The organism is Protofrankia sp. Cr2, from assembly GCF_963555885.1.
GTDB lineage: Bacteria > Actinomycetota > Actinomycetes > Frankiales > Frankiaceae > Protofrankia.
In genome coordinates this window covers 26,350-46,710 of the sequence record NZ_CAUVXG010000029.1, presented here as the reverse complement: position 1 = coordinate 46,710, position 20,361 = coordinate 26,350, and the positions used below count along the sequence as shown (strand labels likewise).

The following is a 20,361-nucleotide window of genomic DNA, read 5'->3' as shown; positions in this document are numbered from 1 at the left end:
TGGCGGGCATTCAGACCGGCATCGCGACGAGCATCCCGACCGGCATCCCGACCGGCATCCCGACCGGCATCCCGACCGGCATCCCGACCGGCATCCCGACCGGCATCCCGACGACCGTTGTGACGAGTATCAGGACGACCGTTGTGAAACTGTGCCACGTGAAACCGTGGTAGGACGAAACGTGACAGGCCGAATACTCGCGGGTGAACCCGAGCCGCCGGCGATCCGCTCCTTCCCAGTCTTCTTTCCCCCGTTTCGGCACGTGGCGGCATCCGTCGGCAGAACTGTCGACCGGCACTCCCCATCCACAGCGGTTCGGGCCATCGTCGCTGGTGCGCTCGCCGGCGCCGCGGCGTGCCGGCGCCGACCATGGGTGATCACTGCCGTCCTGTGTGGGCTGTCGTTGGCCCTTGGGCTCACCGGTCCGGACACCCCCGCGCAGGAATACCGAGTGTGGCTGTTCAAGCACGGCGGTGCGCTCCTGTGGGACGACCAGTGGTACGGCGGGCACACCGTACCCGGCTACAGCGTGCTCTTCCCGCCGCTCGGAGCACTGTTCGGGGTGCAGGCCCTGGGCTGCCTCGCCTGCGTCGCGTCCACCATGATTGTGACTCGGCTGCTGCGTGGCAGCGGCCGGACCCATGACCACGACCACGACCACGACCACGACCTGGCGCTGGTCTGGTTCGCGGTCGCGACAGTGGCGAACCTTGTCGTCGGGCGGATGCCGTTCGCCCTCGGGATGGCGTTCGGTGCGCTTGCGCTGCTCGGCGTGCGTGAGCGGCGGATGAAGACGGCGTGGGTCGGTGCGATCGGCTCGTCGCTGGCCTCGCCGCTCGCCGGCGGATTCGTGCTGCTGATCGGTCTGGCCCTGCTCGGCACGCTCAACCGGCGTCGGGTGCTGCCGCTGGTCGGCGCGGCGAGCGGCATCATCGTCGCGTTGCTGTTCCCCGAACACGGTGTGCAGCCGTTCCCGGCGTTGACGTTCCTCTCGCTGCTCGCGCTGATCGCGGCCGGGCTGGTCGTCGTCCCGAAGCAGGAGGTGGCGATTCGCCGGGGACTGGGGCTGTGGGCGGTGTCTGCCGCTGTCTTCTTCTTCGTCCCGACGCAGATCGGCGGGAACATCGCCCGGCCGGCGACCCTGCTCGCGGGTCCGGTCGCGGCGATGCTGCTGGCCCGCCGTCCACGGGTGCTGCTCGTTGTCGCGATACCGCTCGTCGGCTGGCAGATCGGCCCCGTACACGGCGCACTGGCCACCTACGGGGATGCGTCGGGTCAGCCCGGTTACTACACCGAGCTGCTCGACTACCTCGACCACGGCCCGGTGGCCGTGGGCCGGGTGGAGGTCCCGTTCACCCGTGCGCACTGGGAGGCGTCCCTGGTAGCACCGCACGTCCCGCTCGCCCGCGGCTGGGAACGGCAGCTCGACATGACGTACAACTCGTTGTTCTACAACGGCACGCTCTCCCCCAGCACCTACCACCGGTGGCTGCTCGAACGCGGCGTCCGTTTCGTGGCGCTGCCGGACGTGGAGCTGGACTCCTCCGCCGTCGAGGAGGCGAAGCTGCTGGCGGCCGGCCAGCCCTACCTGGAGCTCGCGTGGTCGGACGCGCATTGGAAGGTCTGGCTGGTCACCGACGCGCCGGGCCTGGTGCGGGGGCCGGCGACCCTGACCGAGCTCGGGGTCAGCTCATTGGCGGTGAACTTCTCCGCACCGGGGCTCGCGATCGTCCTCGTGCACTTCACGCCGTACTGGCGGCTGGACGACGGGTATGAGGCGTGCGTGTTCGAGGCGGCGGACGGCTGGACGGGCATCCTCACTGACTCGCCCGGCCCGGTGCGCCTGTCCGCCCGGCTGACCGTCAGCGGCCTGACCGGGGCCAGCGCCTTGGACTGCCCCGCCGACCCCCGCGTCCACTGAGCAGCAGCCACATTCCGGTTGGTGGCCGTACTCTACCGTTCGCCGGCAAGATCGCCAGATGTTTGTCGTTGCGTATGCTTTTTCAGCCGCCAGGCGTACCCAACGACAAACATCTACAGATCTTCGTGCGCCGCACGGCCAGCTGACGCCGGCGTCCGTTCTTTCTGTACCGATCCCGTGCCGACCCGGTGCTGACCGACGCAGCCGCACTCCCGGTTCGTGCACGTTCGCGGGTCCGCCATCTGCCTTCTCCCGACCGGATGTTGTCCAGTTTCAGACCGACTACCGCTAGACAGCTGATTATCCGGATTCGGTACGATGTCAACCGATCGCGCAGCGCGGCGTTCCATGCAATCAACGGGCATCCGGGGGGACACATGCCAGACGTCGTCGGACGCTATCGGCACATTATTGTGCAGCGCTGGCCGAACTGGTGGGTGAACTGGCCCCTGACCAGGGTCGTCGCGGTCGGGGACATCTTCGTGGCGACGTCGGCCAGGTTGGTGCGGGCCGGCGATATGACCGCAGAACTATCCATCCGCGCCGGAGCATCGATCCCGAGCTTCGAGCATGACTCGAACGGAAGCGTTGACATCACGTTTGCGCCGGCAGCGGGTGTCGCGGATGCCCGCATGCAGGCGGAGATCCGGTTCCGGCGGGGCGACGCCATGCTGGTGGCCTACGACGGGGTGACCCAGATCGACGTCGCGGACGCGACGGAGGTCGCCACAACGTTGCTGCGGCGGTGGTGGGTCGACGACTGGGACCTCGACAAGGTCGTGGTCACGTCCGTGGTGACGGCGTCCGGCGGGATTCTCCTCTCCGGCGCGAGCGAGTCCGGTGGCTCGGTCCGGCTCAATGCCCGAGCGGGTGTCGGGTCGGGGCCGTTCACAGTCGTCGATCTCGCCATGAACTTCGATCTCGACCGGTCCACCGCCCGCAACGACTCCTGGACGGTCGAGGCTTGCACACCGATGTTCCAGGTAACGCGGCTGAAGAGGACCTTCCTCCGTAGAGTGGTCGAAGACTTCGGGATGAGTCAGGGCGGCCGCGGCGCCTTCCCGAAGGACGTTCCACCCGCGCTGATCAGCTACGTGGGTGAGCATCCCGCACACGTCATCGAAGTGCTTCCCCCAGGCGAAGCGCCGCCCGAGTCGGTGTATGACGCTGCCGATGTCCAATCCGTCTGACGCCATGACGACATACCAGGCGGAGCCGTCGCGGGCGCGACAAGCGCCGCTGGCTCCCTGCGTGCCCACCGGTCCGACCGTGGTGTTCGATATCCGATCCGACCCGACGAACCCGGGAGGTTACGTAGTCAACCTGGACCGTCATACCGAGCCGTGCGGGGTCGGCCAGAGCAGCTCCCCCCAGGGGTTGACAGCGGGCCATGCCTCGTTCTCAGCTGCGGAGGTGCAGGCCGTTCGGGACCAGATGGCTGAGCGGGGACCGCTGAGCGAGGCTGGTGACGACAGCCTCCGGCAGGGGGTGGGCGAAAGCCTGTTTGCCCTGGTCAACCGGCAGGAGGTTCAGGACCAATGGCGTGCACTTCAAACGGATCCTCCGAATCGGGTACTGCTCGCGCTGCCCGATGAGCCACTCCAGCAGGGCGGGTTGCGTGACCTGCCATGGGAGCTGATGTACGGATGCGGGCCGGCGGACGAGAGCCTCTCCGGGTTTTTCTTCCAGGACCACGAAATACCCTGGTCGCTGTGGCACCGGCACGGCGGTCGGTGGGATCTCGACAGGGAGAAAGGTCCGTTGCGTGTCCTGGTCGTGGTCTGTGAGCCGGACACGCCTGGACTGTTGGCGGATCAGGAAGTCGTAAGCATCACAACGGGTCTTGCCGCCCGGTCGGTACGGGTGCATACTGAGGTGCTGTTTGGGCCTTCAAAAAATGACCTGTCCAAGACCATCGACACCTTGCATCCACATGTCCTGCATTTTATTGGACATGGGTTTCTTATGCAGAACGGCGTTTCGATGCTCAGTTTCAGGCCACGCACCGGAGTGGACTGGCAGTTATGTGCAGACGATGTCCGTCGCCGCACCCTCAGCAGGTGGAAACTGAGGCTCGTCGTCCTCAACGTCTGCCGCACCGAGGGCAATGACCTGACCAGTGATACGAAGGATCTTGCACAGGCGTTTCTGGACTCCGGGGCGGGTGCCGTGGTCGCGATGCGGGCTGAGATCGAGTCCAGCCATGCAGTCCAGTTTTCCCGCGCCTTTTATGATGTCCTCGGCAGGAGCGATCCCCCCGCGGTCGACCAAGCGATCGCGATCGCCCGATACGAGTTGCGCCTCGACAGTCCCGTGTGGGCCGTGCCCCGGTTATTGAGTGCTCGTCCATGGGGAGATCTTTTACATGTGGACGTCGACCCCGCCGACAGCGATGCGGTCGAACGCCTGCAGTCGTTTCACAGCCCGGAAATGGATGGGAAATCCCTCCTCGTCGACCGTGACACGGAACGCAGGGACGCGTGGTGGGCGATCGACCCTCCCGTCCCCGGTATGAAGCCGAAGAATTTCGCGGTCATCAGTGGGGACAAAAGGTCTGGAAAGACGTCCCTCGCCCTGTGGGTACTGTTGATCCTGCGACTGCGCGGGCTCCGGGTCACCTATGTCGACTGCAATAAACTGGTGGGCCGGCTGGACCCCGATGGAAAACAGATACGGGATGTCAGCGGACTGCCAGTCGAAGTCTCGGTTGAAAAGGCGCTGGATATAGTTACTCTAATTTTCGAAGCGGTGACGGACGCGGAAAACCCGGATCATATTCCGCGGAGTGAATTCGTCGGCAACTATCTCCCGCCGTACCCCGTAGAAGTGGACAGCAGGCTCGCGATGCGTACCGTGAAAGCGTTCGTCACGCAACTCATCGAAGTATCGCAGCGGGTGGACGGCGATATCGTTCGGGTGATATTTCTTGATCATGTTAAGGTTGGGAATCGAAAATCTCTCGATCCCGAGGAAAATTGCAATGACTGTATGGACGGCGATGAATTCAAGCTTTTCTATAGTAATTTTATAGTACCGATATTAATCGGGGAGCGGCGGCGACTACGGGTCGTCCTCATGTGGGATATCATGGCTCCGCGCGGGCAACTGCCCCCGGTTGAAGAGCGCCTGCGTGCGATAGTAGGACCCCTCAAACCTCCCGGCGATCAGTTCAAGCGGCTGTTCCGCGAGTATCTCGAACGTCTTGGTCAGCCCTTCGTCAGGCCAGATGAACTCGAGGGCTACCTCGACATGCTGCCAGAAAGTTTCGAAAGGTCCTTTCACGGGTTCGGTCGCATCCGGAAGCGGGCAGCGGACGATTCTAAACTGCGGGCCTGGTCATAATAATGGTCCCGCCGCCCGCCGAGCTTGGCCATCTGGATCCCGGTGGGACTGGGTTGACCCGACAGCAGCCGCTGCCCCCGAAGTGGCCCCTCCTGCTCCAGCTCTGCGCAGTTGCACACATCTTCGACCGGCGCGCGCTGAAGGAAATCCTGCGGCCTGAGGCGGGCCTAGACGACAGCCCCGGTCTCGACGTGCTTGAGTGGCATGGACTCGTTGAGAAGGCGCCAGGCAGGAAAAACCAGTTCCGGCTGGAAACTGAGGAACGTGAATATTACCTGAAGAGTTGGTGGCGAGCGGAGCCCGGGCGGAAAAAATCGACCGAGTTACAGAATCTATCCAAGAAGCTGGCTCATTACCAGAAGAAGCGGAATAATCGGCTTGAGTATTTTCGACACATTATGATCGCCGATCCGGCGGAGGCTAGGAGGCTGTTCACCGCCGAGTTTGCCGCCGCGGACCGGGCTCGCGACTTCGCACGTTTCCGGGATGCTCTCAGCGTACTGGGCGATGAGTTTCGCCTTGATCGCGCTGATCTCCATGACTACTACGACGAGTGGGCCGGCTATTTCCGTCGGCAGCAGTACTGGTCCGTGGAATACCGGCGGTCGGCCCATTTTCTGCCACCCCACGGCTGGCGCGAGCAGGTGGAACGCCTGCTGGCCGGCGACAGCGGTGTTCGTGGCTGGTACATGTTCGGAGCCGATGGCAGCGGTAAATCAATGGGTTTGCAGTGGCTCATCGCCCGGCGCTGCGTTCCGGCACATCCCGGCGAAGGCGCCGGTGGCGACGGCCCGCTCACTGACATTCCCTGTGCCCGGGTCGACCTGGGTGCGCTCGACCCGGTCATCCTCGGAAGACATCCGTGGCTGATCCTGCTACCGATCGCCGCGCAGTTGCAGCTGCACACGGATACCGCGAATTTCGAGTGGCTCATCGGACACTATGAGATGTTCGCCGGTCTGCTTCGGCCGGCGGAACCGTCGGAGCAAATCGCGGCAGCAGCGCGGATCTTGTCCGACGACCAGGCCGCCGCGGACATCGGGCGTAAGGTCACGGACGAATTTATCGCCAAGATCGAGTTGCCATCCCGAAATTCGACGGTTATCCGAAATCAACTGGTTGTCGTCGTCGTCGACACCGTCGAAGCGCTGCTGAACTTCGATGAGGAGAAGACGCGTGATCTCCTCAGGCTGTTCGCCGACGTACACCGCAGGTGTTCGGCGTTACGTTTGATCATTGCTGGCCGACACTCCGAACTGCTCGCGTCGGGGCTGGAGACAACCGGTTTTCCTACCACCGACGGGTTGGAGGTGCCGGCCTGGTTCGCAGACCTTGAGAAGATCGAAGTGACGAACTTCGACGAAGAGACCGCTGGGCGTTACCTACGGGAGATACGCGGCATCGAGGACCGCGACCTGGTGGTGACGGGTGTTTGTCAGGCCGGCGGTTCACCGTTGGCACTGGCGCTTTATGCCGATCTTTACACCGATCTTCATGCCGATCTGATCAACCAGGACGGGGTGGTCGCTGCCGCCGAGCTCGAAATGGACGGCCAACCGGCACTGCCTCACCTGCTCGAAAAAGTAGTGCTGACCATCGTCGACCCGGCTGTACGGTGGTTGCTGCGCTACGGGGTCGTGCCGCGACGCTTGCGGCTCGACGCCGTCCGCACGGTGATGCGCCCCCATCTCGAACAGATAATGGCTGGCCTGGCCGACGCGGACAACCCGCTCGCCCCGAATGTCTTTCCGCACACATCTCAGGCTTTCGGTGACGACGAACTGGATCAAATTTGGGCGGGCCTGCTCTCCCACGCCGGTATCCTGTCATTCTTGCAACATTCTCTGGATGACCCGGAATCCGTCGTCTTCCACAGTCGCACACGTCGGTGTATGCGCGAACTCGTCGCCGAGGAGCAGGTGTTCAAGGACCTGCATCGTGCCTTCGCGCAGGATTTTCTCCGGAAATCTGTGGATTTTGATCCCGGGCAGGGCGTTGAGTGGGTTTCGTGTTATCGGGAGGTTGTCTATCATAAATTCCAGTGTGCTGATCCGGGCGCATTGGATGAATGGCGGGGTGCGCTCCTGCGTTGCCGGCGCGCCGGGGCGGTCGACGATCTGACGGTGCTCGCCCGGGATGTCCTGGGGGAAGATTATCAGGATGAGGACGGGAACCCGACTGTCGGTTCGCTTGTCCCAGGTGAGGCGGACCTGCTCCTCGCCTATGCTGCTGCCCGGCGGGCACGGCTGCACCGGGCGAATGCCCCCGACCCACGCTGGTCAGCAGCCGCACGCCACCTGAGCCGTTACGACCAGCTCTGCGCCGAACCGTCGCCGCGACCCGTATTGGCGGCCGCGGTCCGCGCGGCTGTCCGGCTGGCCGAGGGAGCGGCCCGGGAGGCGCTGGAGATCGCGGAGTCCGTGCTTGACGTCGCCTCCGGCCATACGCCCGAGGACCTTGGTGACAAGATCGACGTTTGGCAGGTAGTAGGTGACTGCCGCGCGGCGCTGGGCGATGATCGGACTATTGAGGCTTATGAGCAGGCGCTGGAGGCCGCCACCGGCTGGAGCGGCCGTGAGGAAGAGATCACGCTTGCGTTGGCCGATTACTATGAGCAGCGAGGCGACTTCGACGCTGCGCTGCGGGCCGTAACCGATGGTGGATCCCCATCGGTTACGCTGAAGCTTCGGCGGATAGACCTGCTGTTGCGGTGCGCTGAGCCGCAGGAAGCTGCCAATACTGCACGGCGGGCGCTCACCGATCCGGCTCCACCGGTTGGCAGGGCCGATATGGCCCCCGCCGAGCGGGCCGCACTGACCCGTGCCAAGGCTGAGGCTGCGCTGCTGCTCGGTGATGAGCAGGCCGCCCTCGCCTGCCTTGACCAGGCCATGATGATCGTCGATGACGATTTCTCATCGGTCGAGGACGGCATCCACCATCGTGCTCTCACGCTGCAGCTTCACGCCTCGCTTCTCGGCGAGTTGCTCATGTTGGACGAGGCAGGGGAGAAGTTTCGCGAGGCTGGGGAACTGTGGCGGGGGTTGGGATATACGAGCGGGCACCTCACGTGGCGATTGGCGTATGGGACGTTCCTGATGCGGGACGTCGGGGACATGGCAACGGCCAGCGAAGAACTACCCGATGACGTGTCCAAACCGCCGGCTGTCGAGCCGAACGGACGTTTCGACGAGGTCGCTGTCCGTATCTGGCTACTCGCTGTGCAGGCTCAGGCGATCAAAGCGTCCGGTGCGGAAATACTGACGTTTATCGGCGTCTTGACGGACTGCCTTACGGCGATGACCGAACGCGTCGCGCCACCGCAGATCGCTGCCCGCGTCGCGGTGACCGGGTTGGTGCTCTGCCATCAGAGCAGTAACACACAAGACGTACGTGCGGAGGCGGGTCTTTTTGCCGTCAGACTAACCGCAGAGCTCCCTAAGATCCGGCCGGTGACCGCTCGGTTTCTTCCCTTGGCGGATCTTGAATTCTGCGATACACCGCAGTCGGATTCGGACGAACTTAAAGGGCTCCGTTCGGAGGTCGCAAAGCTGAGCGGCCCCGGCGTTCTTCTTTCCAACACGACTCTGCGAACGTCGTTGTTCCGCGAAGCGCGACGGGTCTGTCGTGATCAGCGGTCGCTTGGGAGCCCGCCGCCCGAGACTTGGCCGTTGTTGGCGCGATGGCGCTGGTCGCGGCCCAGCGATCACTATGCTGAACTCAACCCTGATCCCGGTCAGCGTAATTTTGATCCGATATTGCGGGATCATCTTGAGTCGTTGGTCGAGGGAAGCCTGCCGGACAGCGACGACAGATTGTGGCTCCTGCGCGCCTGGGCTTTCAAACTACTGGCCAAGCAGCTGCCAGCCGCCGGAGAAACCCGCGACGCAGATAACCGTGATGCTGCGCTCCAGAAAGCGATCGGCAGTGCCGGTCAGGTGCGGACGAAGTCACGCTGGACGGCGGCGATACACGATGCGCGCGCTGCGATCGTGCCGTCTGATCAGCGGGGCGGCAGCAACGACAAAGACAAAGCGCGGCGCATCTATGAGGATCTGGGTCGGCCCGCGCCACCGCAAGAAATAAAGGTCTGTTTCGAGGACGCTAGCGGTACTGAATGGTGTGATGTTACTGGGCCTGAGGGCGTGACCGTCGACATTGATGAGCTCCAGCGCCTGATGGCTGCCGACGAGACGTACCTACCGCTGCGACTCGTCGCCGTACTTACCGGGATCACGTCGCGATCTATTGATGGCGACGGGCTCAGCGACACACTTCGACTCCAATCGGATGAGCCCCGAGTTCAGATGCTGCCATGGGAACTGGCCGATCCGCCGGCGGCAGATGGCGACCGCCATCGGTGGCCGAACATGTATCGTTGCATGCCAACCGCCGGCGACAGGGTGAACACTCGCTGGTTGGAAGCCGCGCGGGCGACTGATGTGAGCGGGTTGGCAAACCTGCAGATCGACAGCGCCACGGCCACGCTTCCCGTTTCACCGGGCCAGGGCCGCACACTGTACAGGTCATTGCAGCTATCGCTGCGGGGGAAGGATGCCGACGACAGCGTTCCGTTGGTAGCAATCGTCAGGCCGGCGACGCGTTCGGGATACCAGGTCAAACCGTCCGGTGAGTCGATGCTGTTCGACATCGTCCGGGTTTACGAGGAGTGTGACTACCTGGTTTTGCCCATCAGGCGGTCGGCTCTGGGAAATACTGGGTTGCGACTGATTGCGACCGATGACCTCCCGACTCCCACGATACTGCACCTGCGGGCACCGCTGGCAATGATCGGTGATTCGCCGTGCCTCGATTTCTCCGCCGACGGCCCACACCGACGGCCGGCGGGCGGAATCCGTGGTACTGACGTCCGACCTCGGGCGGTGGCGAGCTGGATTGCCGAATGTGAACCGGGTACCGCGCCGGTCGTGGTGCTTGACCCGCCGCAGCCCGGCTCGCCCGCGGACTTCCACTCCCAACTACTCCTCCGCAATCTTTTCGCGGCCCTGCTGTTCCAAGAGGCTGCGACACCCGTGGTGGTGGCCACCGGGCTCGAATTGCGCCACAGCATAGCAGTGGCCCGTGCATTGGCCAAGGGGCTGCGCCAACAAGGCGATGTACTGGCTGCTATCCGCGATCTGCGTGAGCGAGTCTGGGCGGACGCCATGCCGAAATCGGGCGGTATCAACGGCTGGGCAACGCGCGCCACGGCCGTGTTCGCCGCTACCTCGGCGCTGATTCGAGCATGAGCCGGCTGGACGAACGGCGTCGGGTTGAATGGAAACATCAGGTGGAGAGCTTGTCGAACGAACTTTGCCTGTGGGAGCAACAAGCCATGGCAGGACGACCCCTGGAGAAACATCATAGCCAGGTGCGGAGCATCGTCACAATGCTTCAATCATTTGCCAAGGAAGCCGGTGTGCAGATGCAGGACGCGACGTGTTCGATCGATGATCGTCAAGATATTATTCTTGACCTACATCATGCCTGGGATTTTTTTCGCTCGAAGCTGACGCTCCGTTTCGTCGAATGGACCAGGGATTTTCTGACAGTCGCTGACGAGTTTGCCTGGGCCTGCTACCGACCAGCGGTCGAGGTCGGTAGTGATCGAGTTGATCACGCCATTGCGATCGAGCCTCCACTGGTATTCCTCAACCGTTCACGGACGCCGTTCGCTCAGCTCCGAGGGAGCGAGTTTCTCCAGTTTGGAATGAGTTCGGAAGAAGGCCGTAGATGGCAACGGGAAATACCATTTCCGATGATCGGGATACCATGGTACACGACCCGCCATGTACCAGACCTCCTCTACGTCGCACACGAGGTCGGTCATCATATCGAAGACCGTTTTGATCTCGGTGACGCTTTGATCGAACGGATCGCAAGCGCTGGCGTGAGCGCGGAGTGGTTGGACTGGTCGGGCGAGGTGTTTGCTGACATATACGGCTGCGTGTCGGTCGGCGAGGCATACGCCGTGACGCTCTTCGACGCGATTCTGAACGCTGGAATGGGTGTTGGCACCGGAAAGTACCCGCCCGCACCGTTGCGAGCGCGGGTATGCCTTGCGGCCGTCGAACGGATCCGCGGCCGTGCCGTGGCGTCGGAAGTCGCCTCCCACTGGCCCGAGCCCTGGCCGGCAGCAGCAACTTCATGCGAAGTGGAAAAGGTGGTGGATGCCCTTCTCGCGGGTCCCTATGAAGCACTGAACGGGCATACGCTGTATGGTCGACTGGGATTGGGATCCCAAGCTTTCGAGAACATCCACGATGCGGGCACACTGTTGCTGCGTGGTATCACACCAAGCTTCTTGCAGGACGTGCGGGCGATCATCGCGGCGGCTGTGCTGGCGTTCCACCGTGATCCGAATAAATTTGACGAACAAGGTGCTGGCGACAAGGCGCTGTGCAAGGTCCGGAGCCTGGTGAGGCACGGGGTACGGGCCGGTGCGAACGCTGCGGAGCAAGAGCAGGCTCAGACTGTCGGCCGCGCACTCTTCCACGCCGTGGCAGAACAGCGCTCAGGGCGCGGATGAGCTGATTCGGAAATAGGTGGGGTGAATATTCCGAACTGGACGGTGCCGCTACCTCGAGGCTGGTCCAAAAGCTTCGCCGACAAATTTCTCGACCGTCTGGCTGTTGGGTGCCCGGAGTTCTACCAGCCGTGCTTTAATCACTTCGAGCGCATTATCCCTCTCGCTGAGACGTTCGACCAGCGTGGTCCGTTCTTCGCCGGCTTTTTCGTTTTTAAGTTCCAGTGAAATCGAGATGATTTTCAACGCATGGTCGATACAGGAGGCTTCGCGTTCAGCGTCCTTGTCGGTCGGCCCGTCAGGCCTTGGTTGCAGCCTGTTGGGTGCCGGCCAGATGGGCCGGGTCTGCTCCAGCGCCCGTAACAGGTAGGTCGAGATCAGAATTCTGCCGCCAGCGACGCCGACCGCGTTCTCATAGTGGACGTGGTAATTATCATCATTTCGATTCTTCGCGAAATCACCGAGCTTGACATGGGCGATGATCTGCTGACTGTCGCCGACCGCCGCCCTCGCGGCTTCTTGGTAGTACTCTTCGCCGGATTCACTGTCCTGGGCGGTTTCAGCAAGTGCCGTCAACGCCACAAAATGAGTTATCGGGTCACTTTCGCGTGAATGGTCGCGTGCAAGGGAGAGGTTCTGTCGGGCGCGGACGAGATTATCTTCAAAGATAAAGAAGAGTCCCAGCGCCAGATTACCGCGGGCCCGCTCATCCTGGTTATCTCCGAGTAAGCGCAGCGCGGCCGCAGCGTGCTGACGGGTGTGCTTCTCGGCATAGCGCGCAGCGGTGGAGCGAGTGATCTCAAGTTCGCCCCAGGTGCGACGCCTGTCGTCGAGTGGCCCACCCAGTCTGTCCAGTGACGGTCGATCACCCATTTTCTCCATTGCCATGCCGATCGCGTCGGTGATCTGTTCCGCCAAGGCGCCGTCGAGCTCAAGTAGGGCTATATTGTCGTTCGCCCGTCGAAGGCTCGTGGCCGCACCGGCCCAGTCGTCCTGTCTGAGACTCGCGACCGCCATGCTGAGACAGGCCCGCGCTTCGGCGTAGGTGTGACCGATTGTCTTCGCCACATTCGCGGACTGTCTCAGTTTGTCAACCGCGGTGTCAATCTGCTCTTCTGTGCCAAGCAGATAGCGGCCCTCATTATAGGAATGCTCCAGATCGTCCACCGGCAACTCGGGGACGGATTGTGCGGCACGTCGAGGAATGTGGGCCACTTCGGCGGGAAATATCGGGGGATAACGGCGGCGGGCCGTGTTGGTAGCGCGGGCACCAGCCGGCTCACCGAGGGCGGCATAGAGCTCGCGCCGGGCGCCGTCCTCATCGTGCGCCATCAGGCTCGCGGTCACCCGTCGACGCGTGAATATTCCGGTCGCAGTGTGGTTACGGACTGCCACCGGCAAGAGCGCGACTGTACGATTAAATCTGTCCTGCTGCCGGTAGAACAATTCCCAGGCGGCCTCCGCGGAGGCGGACCGTTGGTATTCGCGCGACATGAGTGCTACGAGGCATATTTTTTGATCTTGGTCCGTCCAGATTCTTTCCAGGTCGTCTACGTCCGGCCTGGACGCGTGATGGCGGCTCACACGGAACCCCCGTTCCTCGAGCTGCCATGTCACCCAGTCGGCCCATTTATAGTCTCCATATGCGGAGCTGACCACGATGTCGGAGAATGTCATCGGGTCCCACGGTTCCCGATTGGACAGCTGCACCCACCGATTCTTGTCCTTAATCCTCAGCTTAGTATTCGCACCACCCGTCAGATAGCCAGCGAGACGCTCACACGACGCGGTCACCAGTGGCGCCGCGTCGGATTCGTCGTGATTGGCCTCGGGGAGTCGTGGCAGTTTCTCATTGAAAGCGAGGCCTGGGACATAGGGAATTTCCACAGCCTCCAGATAGGTGTCGCGCTCCGCCGGCGGAATCAGTGTCGATGATTGAACCAGATTATTAAAGGCGCGATGATAGAGGTCTTGTGCGGCGTCGAGCCTGAGTCCGTCGGAACCGTCGACCCGAGTGGGTAGGAGCAAGATTTTTATGTTCCTTCCCGATTGTGTGATCTCGTAGGCTCTTCGTCGGGTACCCTCGATGTTCTGGTTGTTCATCGCAAAGCAGAAGACGACCGTGTCCGGAAAGTCGTGCAGGCATGCCTCGGCGGTGCCGCTGTAACCGGTCCGGCTGTCGATGAGTATGTACTCGTACTCGTCGCGCAGGTGTTCAAAGGTCCTTTTGAGGAATTCGCCGCCGCCTCTTGTATAGAAGCTGCTCCATTCCAGTTTGGCCAGTCGGGCGTGATAGGAATTGCCGTTTCCGTCTGCTCTATTCTCCATGCCGGCGGGTAGTATGAACAGCATTTCCTCGTTGAGGTCGAACAGTCCGTCGGTCGACATGGGAAAACAGGATCTCACAAGTTGTTCCCGTGCCTTGTCTTCGGCTTGGTCGCACTCCTTTCTTCTCTTTTCCAGGACTGCGCTCGCCGAGTTTCCTGCGTCGGCTACACGAGAAATATAGGGGGCGAGGTAGGTCATGGCCTCCAGCAGGCCCGGGCGGTCGCTTATCTCGTCGGTGCCGTAGCCGGCCCGCGGCAGCACGGGCTCGAAGTAGCGGTAGAGACCGGGGCTCTCCAGATCCCAGTCCACCACGAGAACTTTTTTGCCGTTCGACGCGAGTATCCAGGCGACCTGGGCGACGCACATGGATCGGCCGACGCCACCCTTGAAGGAGTAGAAAGTGACGATCTTCCCGGGCATCAGGGCTCCATGGTGGACGTCGCACCGGTCGTGGCTGCGTTTTGCGTGGTGTCCGCGATTATGAAGTAGACCCGTTCGTTCAGCAGATGGGCGAGCTTGTCACCGACCGGGTGCGTGGCCGATTCCCGTGGAGAATTGCGCTCCAATTGAATCATCCCGTTCTGTCCATTGCGTTGTACCGTGAAGCGCTGACCGGCGCTGCTCACATTGGCGTCGTCGGTGGAGAAAGACGGATCCCCACGGCTCGTGCCGTCCACATTGTCGATTCCGAAAGAAATCGTGGATTCTCCGGGAGCGCTCGGCTCCAGAACATCGCAGGCGATGTTGTCACGGTAGAGACTGATTTTAAGACCGGCTACCGTGGCGTGTCGGGTGATGCGGCTCCGGAATTCGAGGATGCCTGCGCCTACGGTGGTCGTGATGATGAGGCTGACGAGGACGAAGAACGCTACCAGCCATTCGTTCACGGGGCTGTCGGCGGGGAAGGGGACGACGGTCAGCGCGACGAACTGGTCGCCCAGCCGGAAGTTTCCGAGCCGGTCATCCGGGCAGGAACCGACGGGCTGGTCGAATGCCTCGATGATCCCGCCGGTCGGGCCGAGTGATGCGTGGTCACCGGCGCGGATCGTCAGGAGCTTCGGCTGACCGTCCTTCATCTCGTTGGGACGCAGGGTGACGGTGTCCATGGTGACCCCGAGGGCCGCCCAGGATTCCGGGGAGCACAGAGTAATTTCTCTGATCCTGCCCCAGTTGCCGGTGACGGTCAGATAGCCGGATACCGAGCCGCCGCGTGGGAGAGGGCCGTTGAAGGTCGGGAAGGTGACGGTCGGCCCCGAGTTTTTCTTGGCCTCCGAGATTTTTTGAATCGAGGTGGCGTAAATGATCGCAGTCTGCGCGGGATCCTTGGCATCGGGCCAGGAGACGGTCGCTGTGAACGTCAGTGGGCCGGAGGCTGCCACGGGAATCTTGAAGGGCGCGTGCGTGGAGAAGACGATGATGTCGCTGCCGCCGGCGTCAGCGGCGAATCTGGGCGCGGCGTCTAGTTCTTCCGGTGGCTGGCTTCCGGTTCCGTAGTCGACGGTGAGCCGGGCGGTCACACCCGCCAACGCTCGCGGGAGCTCGAGTGCACCGGCCCGGGTGTACAGGCGTGCTTCCACGTTCACCATGGGCGGGCCGCCGTTCGGCCCGGGTTGTGGCGGGGTCGGGCGTACCAGCATCGCGGTACGCGGCGTACCTTCCCACTCCACCTGGACGTCAAACATGATCGGTGGCCCACCTGGTGACGCGGTTGCGACGACTGTCCACTCGCCGGGCATCGGGCGGGTGACGTGTAGCCGGTCGTACCCGTCCGCGCCGGCGGGGCGCTCGAAGGTGGAGCCGTCCGGGGTTTTCTTGCCGATCTTCACGAAGCTGCTGTCGGAACAGTCCTGCGGGCCGCCCACGGGGTGGGGTTGGCAGAAGTTGAACGTGAGACGATCCTCGTGCCGTACGCGGATCGTCGCGTCGGTTGCCGGCAGCGGGATTCGCCGTTTCGCTTCGCTCCGACACAGCGCTCGGGGTGTGAGAGCACTGGCAACCGCCGTCGCCGCCGGGATGAGATCATCCCCTGTACCCGCCATGTGTACGGACGGCGTATCCCGCTCGCAGGTGCCCGACCCCTGGAAACCGCCGCGGGCGATCGCGTCCAGGCTGGCTGCGTCCGCGGACCCGAAGCCCAGTGGCCACACCTCGATCTGGTTGGTGCGCAAGTCGGTCGGGACGGCGTTCACGAGCTGGTTTCGCCTGTTGGCCGTACCGCCGGTGAACAGGACAAGCACCCGCCGCGTGCCGAGGGGCGTGTTGCGGACCAGATCATCTTCGAAGAACTTCAGTGCCCCGGCGATGTCGGAGTCATTACCTTCGGCGGCCTTGCGTGGGTGCAGGCCCTTGAGACACTCCGCGATCGACGAACCGGTCGTGGTCGCGGTCGCGGTCGCGGACAGGCCCGCTTCCTGAAACGGACAAACCCGGTCGAAGGTGGGCTTTCCTTCCGCTGGCGGTGGCGGCGCACTCCCGTAGCCGGCCACCGCGACCTGGTAGTCGCCTGTCGGTGTGCCGGCCAGGGCCGATGCGGCGATCTTCTTGGCCGCATCCCTCTCCCAATCGATCTGGCCGACCGTCACGTTTGCGGATTCGTCGACCAGGATCTGGACGCGGACCGGTTGTGGCGATGTTTTCGGCACCGGTGCGGCCGGGTCGGGAGAGCGCGTTTGCGCATTGACAGGTACAGCCCAGAAGGCGATCGCGACGGTGATGCAGATCCCCGCCAGTGCGCGCCCGAAGCGTGCCGTGGACATTCGGCTGGCCATCCCTAACCCCCGTCGGCGCCGGACCCCACCGCGCCAAGCTCTCGCCGCGATGAAAACCGTACCGGACAATAGCCACCGTCGACACCGGAGCTCTTCGAATCTCGGCATTTGACGGAATTCACATTGAGTGTTCATTGGTGTACTTATGGTAATTGGATCGTGTGTTCGTTGCGCTTCCCGGCTCGACTGCCCCGTACCGGCGTTGTCCAGTCGAGCAATACCCGACGAGAACCTACTCCGCAATCGGTAGATCGTTGTCGGTGGGTTGCGTCGCGACCGCCCCTGTCTGGAGTCTGCGGGGTTAATGGGTGTCAACAGTGCGGGTGTCGTTTTAGGTAAACAGCCGGCCAAGCGGAGGTGCAAGATTCACTCGGGTCGGGAAACTGGCGTGCGTTCCGGTAGGATCGGTATTCACTATGGACCACCACGCGGGGGGAGCGTCCATTGGCTGTAAAGCAATCGGGCGTACGAGGTCGCCAGGCGTGGCTGCCGCCTGCCCTGGTAGCGCGCCTGATGGGCGGCGCGGTAGCTGTTGGCATCGTCCTGGCCGGGACGGTTGTCCCGGCCCGCGGCCAGGCGCTACCGAGCGCGCTACCGAGCACCGCCGCCTCGAATGCCGCAGGCAATGACCTGGCCACCCAGCCGGTGCGGGTCGTTGTTCTTGTTGACGAGTCCGGAAGTCTCTCCGACCAGGACGTCGTCAACGAACGCAACGCCGCCTCGGTCATCGCCGTCGCGGACGTCTCCCCGCAGTCCCAGGTCGCGGTCCTGGGCTTCGGGAGCTCCGAGGGCAGAGTGGGCCAGAGCGCGGTCAACCCGGTATGCCCCCTGACGACCGTCAACCAGTTGGGTGATCAGCAGGAGTTGCTCCGGTGTATCGGCACGCTGCACCGGCGAACCGCCGAGGAAGGTAACAACACCGATCACGTAGCCGCGCTTGCCCAGGCCCTCGACATCCTGGCCGCGCCGGATGCCCTCAACCGTCCTAAAATGATCTTCTTGTTGACCGATGGACGGCTCGACGTCTCAGGGAGTCCCCAGTACGGTCCGGACGTCACCACGCGTAACGCTGAAGGACAGCGGCAGCTAGTCGAGAAGATCAATGAAGCCCGTGACGGCAAGGTGCAGATCTGGCCGATCGGCTTCGGCAACGTCGACATGGCCTCGCTCGACGGCTACGCCACCGGCGGCTTTCAGGGGACCTGTAACCGTTCGGTCGACGCCAGGCCGCGGACGAACATCTACACGTCATCCAGCGATGTGGGCAAGGCATTGCTGCAGGCGTTCGCGTCGGCCCGGTGCGCTGGCGTCTCGGCTTTCGACCAGGGCACCCTCGCCGGCGGAGAGTCCGTTGACCTGGCCGTCGACATCCCGCCCATCAGTACCGACGGGTCCATCGTGGTGTTGAAGGGCAGTGACAAGGTCAGGGTCACCTATTTCGACCCGCGCGGGGTGGAGGTACCACGCCAGAGCCAGAACTTCGACGGTTCGGTGCTCCAGGCGACAACTGAGAACGCGGCGGCCGAGTCGTTGCACATCCGCGACCCACGCCCGGGTACCTGGAAGGTGCGGCTGACCGCACCCGCGGGCGTGCCCACGTCGACGGTTGCGGCCTCGGCGATCTGGCAGGGCCGCATCCGCTCCTCGATCGCGGTCACCCCGCCCGCACCGCAACCCGGCCAGACCGTCGACGTACGGGTGCGGCTACAGACCCGCGCCGACGCGGTCACCGACCCGGCCGAACTGCGCAAGCTCACGGTCCACGCCGAGGCATCTGGTGACGGAATGCCGCTCCAGAGCGTTCCGGTCGCCGACGACGGCAAGGGCCCCGACCGACGGGCGAACGACGGCGAGTTCGCCGGTCAGGTCACCGTTCCGACCAACGCCACCGGTGATCTCACGTTCGTCGGGCGCATCGACGGGATCGGTGTCGTCGGCGACGAGCGACCGTTCACCACCCGGATCACCAAGGGGCCGCCTCCGGTCACCGCCGACATCAGCGTTGACGGCGGACGGGTCGCGCCGGGCGACACCCTGGGTGGGACGGTCATCATCAACACGGCGGACGGCAGGCCCCGTACTCTCGGGCTGCGTCTGATCGATCTGGACCCGGGCACTCTTGCCGAGCTCAGTCCGGCGAGAATCCAGACCAACGGTTCCGGACGCTCGCAAGAGGCACTGACGATCCAGTTCCGCGCCGGTACGAAACTCGGGCCGGCCAGCGGAGAGCTCGACGTGTACGACGTGGCCGACCCCGCGACCGTCGTCGCGACGGGCTTCTTCACGGTGAATGTCGCCTACCCGTCGCCGCTGCTCCAGCGCCTGTGGTGGTTGTGGATCCTGTTGCTGGTAGCGGTGCTGACAGCGGTGGCCCGGTTGCGTGGTCGGCGCCGGGCCTTCCTCGCCCGTCGCGATGTCCGCGACCTCACCATGGTCCTGCACCGAAACGACGCGGAGATCTACAAACTCCGCGCGCCGCCGACACCGTCCACCCGGTTCTCCTTCGCGATCCGGGACCCCCGGAGCAGGTCGGCGCGTCTCGATCTGGCCGACGGTCGGGAAAGTGCCCATGAGGCGCGCCGCGGGGACAGCGGCGAGCTCATCGTCAGGACGCCCGGTGGCGCGACGATCACGCTGTTGCGTGGGAGGCCTACACCGATCGCGGACGGACTGGCGCTCGGTTTCCTCGATGCCCGTATCGCGGGAACGGCGGGGTCGGCAGGCGCGGCGGGGGCAGCCGGGGCCGCGGGCGGCGCCGGACGCGGCTCCTCGAATGAACGCAACCGTTTCCGGACCGGTGCGGGTGGTGCAGGTCGTGCTCACGCCGGCGCCGGTGCGGCCTCCGACGGGGCTGGGCGCGGACAGACGGCAGGCGGCTGGCGGGACAGGGCCGGCGCGGGTGCCGGTTTCGGTCGCCCGCCGGGGGCATCCCGCGATCAAGAGGGCGGTTGGGGCGGTCGGGGTGACGGGGGTTACGGCCAGTCCGCCCCCGGCGGTGCGCAGTCCGGCTCGTGGCGGAGCGGGGGGAGCCGGCCCGGCCGCGGGTCGTCGTCGGATGGCGGCACGGGAACCGGCTATCAGCAGGACGGCTTCCGACCCGGTGCTGATCGACCAGGCGGTCGGCCTGATGACATCCGTGAGACCGGCCGGCGGGATTCCGGGCAGCGGGACACCGGGCAGCGACCCGGCCGCGGGGAGTCCGACCGCGCCGCCAGCCAGGCTCGGGCGGACGACCGCGGCGGGTCCGGCGGCTACGGCGGGTCTGGCGGGCAGAGCCGGTATGGCGGTTATGATCCCGGTTCTCCGGATGATCGGGGCAGCTCGGACCTGCATGACGAGATAACCCAGCCCGGTCGTGACGGCGGTCGCAGGCCTCGCGACCGGGACCACTTCGGCGACGATTTCGAGCAGTCATGAAAGCCGGACCGGCCGGTGTGGCGACGGCTGACTCCGGGCCCCGCGGTCGTGGGCGATCTGAC

General features: G+C 63.9%; 9 protein-coding genes. 6 read left to right on the top strand and 3 right to left on the bottom strand.

Features of this window, described 5'->3' with window-relative positions; all coding sequences use genetic code 11:
* Positions 1 to 10: 10 nt before the first annotated feature.
* Entirely contained in the window at positions 11 to 262 is a 252-nt protein-coding gene (locus U9978_RS14540) for a hypothetical protein (protein WP_322761656.1), read from the bottom strand.
* Positions 263 to 373: 111 nt separating this feature from the next.
* Here U9978_RS14540 and U9978_RS14535 point away from each other — a divergent pair, with 111 nt between their 5' ends.
* The 5 genes from U9978_RS14535 (at position 374) to U9978_RS14515 (ending at position 11,789) form a co-directional block, all read left to right on the top strand.
* Positions 374 to 1,921 carry a hypothetical protein gene (locus tag U9978_RS14535; protein ID WP_322761655.1) on the top strand — a complete coding sequence of 516 codons (1,548 nt, stop codon included), beginning with the start codon at positions 374 to 376 and terminating at the stop codon, positions 1,919 to 1,921.
* 377 nt (positions 1,922 to 2,298) lie between these two features.
* Positions 2,299 to 3,111, top strand: coding sequence for a hypothetical protein (locus U9978_RS14530; RefSeq protein ID WP_322761654.1), 813 nt, complete (start codon positions 2,299 to 2,301; stop codon positions 3,109 to 3,111).
* A complete protein-coding gene (locus tag U9978_RS14525; protein ID WP_322761653.1) occupies positions 3,083 to 5,263 on the top strand; it encodes a CHAT domain-containing protein in 2,181 nt (726 codons plus the stop codon). Before U9978_RS14530 ends, U9978_RS14525 begins: the two co-directional genes overlap by 29 nt.
* Before the next feature lie 53 nt (positions 5,264 to 5,316).
* On the top strand, positions 5,317 to 10,509 hold the full coding sequence (locus U9978_RS14520; protein WP_322761652.1) for a hypothetical protein: 5,193 nt from the start codon (positions 5,317 to 5,319) through the stop codon (positions 10,507 to 10,509).
* Entirely contained in the window at positions 10,506 to 11,789 is a 1,284-nt protein-coding gene (locus U9978_RS14515; RefSeq protein ID WP_322761651.1) for a hypothetical protein, read from the top strand. The genes U9978_RS14520 and U9978_RS14515 overlap by 4 nt, the downstream gene beginning before the upstream one ends.
* Positions 11,790 to 11,837: 48 nt before the next feature.
* Here the strand turns inward: U9978_RS14515 and U9978_RS14510 are convergent, their stop codons facing one another.
* Positions 11,838 to 14,534, bottom strand: a complete 2,697-nt coding sequence (locus U9978_RS14510) for a KGGVGR-motif variant AAA ATPase (RefSeq protein ID WP_322761650.1) — start codon at positions 14,532 to 14,534, stop codon at positions 11,838 to 11,840.
* Entirely contained in the window at positions 14,534 to 16,870 is a 2,337-nt protein-coding gene (locus tag U9978_RS14505; RefSeq protein WP_322761649.1) for a vWA domain-containing protein, read from the bottom strand. The genes U9978_RS14510 and U9978_RS14505 overlap by 1 nt, the downstream gene beginning before the upstream one ends.
* A 456-nt stretch (positions 16,871 to 17,326) precedes the next feature.
* On the opposite strand from U9978_RS14505, the gene U9978_RS14500 reads away from it, so the two are divergent.
* The gene (locus U9978_RS14500; RefSeq protein WP_322761648.1) at positions 17,327 to 20,299 is read left to right on the top strand and encodes a VWA domain-containing protein; all 2,973 of its coding nucleotides are present in this window, start codon (positions 17,327 to 17,329) and stop codon (positions 20,297 to 20,299) included.
* Positions 20,300 to 20,361 lie beyond the last annotated feature (62 nt).

Excerpts from the sequence above, each read along its gene's own strand:
- U9978_RS14505 (WP_322761649.1), bottom strand. The coding sequence starts at position 16,870 with ATGTCCACGGCACGCTTCGGGCGCGCACTGGCGGGGATCTGCATCACC.
- U9978_RS14515 (WP_322761651.1), top strand. The coding sequence starts at position 10,506 with ATGAGCCGGCTGGACGAACGGCGTCGGGTTGAATGGAAACATCAGGTG.
- U9978_RS14530 (WP_322761654.1), top strand. The coding sequence starts at position 2,299 with ATGCCAGACGTCGTCGGACGCTATCGGCACATTATTGTGCAGCGCTGG.
- U9978_RS14510 (WP_322761650.1), bottom strand. The coding sequence starts at position 14,534 with ATGCCCGGGAAGATCGTCACTTTCTACTCCTTCAAGGGTGGCGTCGGC.
- U9978_RS14525 (WP_322761653.1), top strand. The coding sequence starts at position 3,083 with ATGACGCTGCCGATGTCCAATCCGTCTGACGCCATGACGACATACCAG.